Below are 1,174 nucleotides of genomic sequence, written 5' to 3'. Positions count from 1 at the left end.
TTACTGACTTCGGCTCGTCAGGGTGAACTCTCCCGAAGTCCCTGATTGGTGGGGTGAGGTGGCTGTATCCGATGGTGTGTGAGATATGCGGATGGGGGCGGGCTGACCGCTGCGGGACGGTTGCGCCGGGAGACGTTGCGGATGCAGGCAGCCGAGCTGTTCGAGCAGAGGATCAAGCCACCGGAAGTGGCACGGCGTCTGCGGGTGAGCCCAAAGTCGGCCTACCGGTGGCACCAGTTGTGGCGTGATGGCGGTGTGCGGGCTCTGTCCTCTCGCGGCCCGGGCGGGTCACAGTGCCGTCTGTCGCCGCGCTGCCTGGAGAAACTCGCCGCGTACCTGGACCAGGGCCCGGCCGCACACGGCTGGGTGGAGGACCAGGTGTGGACCGCGGCGCGGGTGGCCACGCTGATCGGGCGAAAGTTCCACGTTTCCTACAGCGTGTCCGGGGCGACGAGGCTGATGCACCGGCTCGGCTTCAGTCCGCAGGTCCCCGCGCGTCGGGTGGCCGAGCGGGACGAGCGGGCCGTCACCACGTGGAAGGAGGCGACCTGGACGGAGGTAAAAGCGCCCGGGCGGCCTGCGGGGGCTACATCTGCTTCGAGGACGAGGCAGGCTTCACCCGCCGTCCGCCCAGAGGACGCACCTGGGGTCGGCGAGGCCGCACCCCTGTCGTGACGGTCAGCGGCCATCGCTCGGGACGGCTGTCGGTGGCCGGGATGATCGCCATGCGCCCCGGCTCACGCACCCGGCTGTGCCACCGCCTGCGCACCCACCCCGCGGGCAAGGGGAAGCGCCGCAGCATGGGCGAACGTGACTTCATCGCACTGATCGACGGTGTCCACCACCTCGTCAAGGCGCCGATCGTGCTGGTCTGGGACCGCCTGAACACCCACGTCTCCCACGCCATGCGCGACTTGATCGCCGAGCGGGCCTGGCTGACAGTGTTCCTGCTTCCCGCATACTCGCCCGACCTCAACCCGGTGGAGTGGGTCTGGGCACACGTCAAGCACAGCCTGGCGAACCTCGCCGTCATGGCCCTCGACCGACTCGAGGCCATTGTCCGCAACCGGCTCAAACGCCTGCAGTACCGCCCCGAAGCCCTCGACGGCTTCATAGCCGGCACCGGCCTGACCCTCGACACCCCAACGTCACCCTGACAAGCCGAAGTCAGTAG

The 1,174-nt window shown here is 68.7% G+C and carries 2 protein-coding genes; both read left to right on the top strand.

The annotated features are described in order from the left end of the window. Window positions 1-135 precede the first annotated feature (135 nt). On the top strand, window positions 136-675 hold the full coding sequence (locus tag ACIF6L_RS38660) for a winged helix-turn-helix domain-containing protein (RefSeq protein WP_396491947.1): 540 nt from the start codon (window positions 136-138) through the stop codon (window positions 673-675). Then, window positions 591-1,157 carry a transposase gene (locus tag ACIF6L_RS38655; protein ID WP_396491948.1) on the top strand — a complete coding sequence of 189 codons (567 nt, stop codon included), beginning with the start codon at window positions 591-593 and terminating at the stop codon, window positions 1,155-1,157. The genes ACIF6L_RS38660 and ACIF6L_RS38655 overlap by 85 nt, the downstream gene beginning before the upstream one ends. Window positions 1,158-1,174 lie beyond the last annotated feature (17 nt).

The sequence above is a fragment of the Kitasatospora sp. NPDC086009 genome, from assembly GCF_044540385.1.
Lineage (GTDB): Bacteria > Actinomycetota > Actinomycetes > Streptomycetales > Streptomycetaceae > Kitasatospora.
The sequence above is the reverse complement of the archived record's forward strand: the minus strand, read 5'-3'. Positions and strand labels throughout refer to the sequence as shown.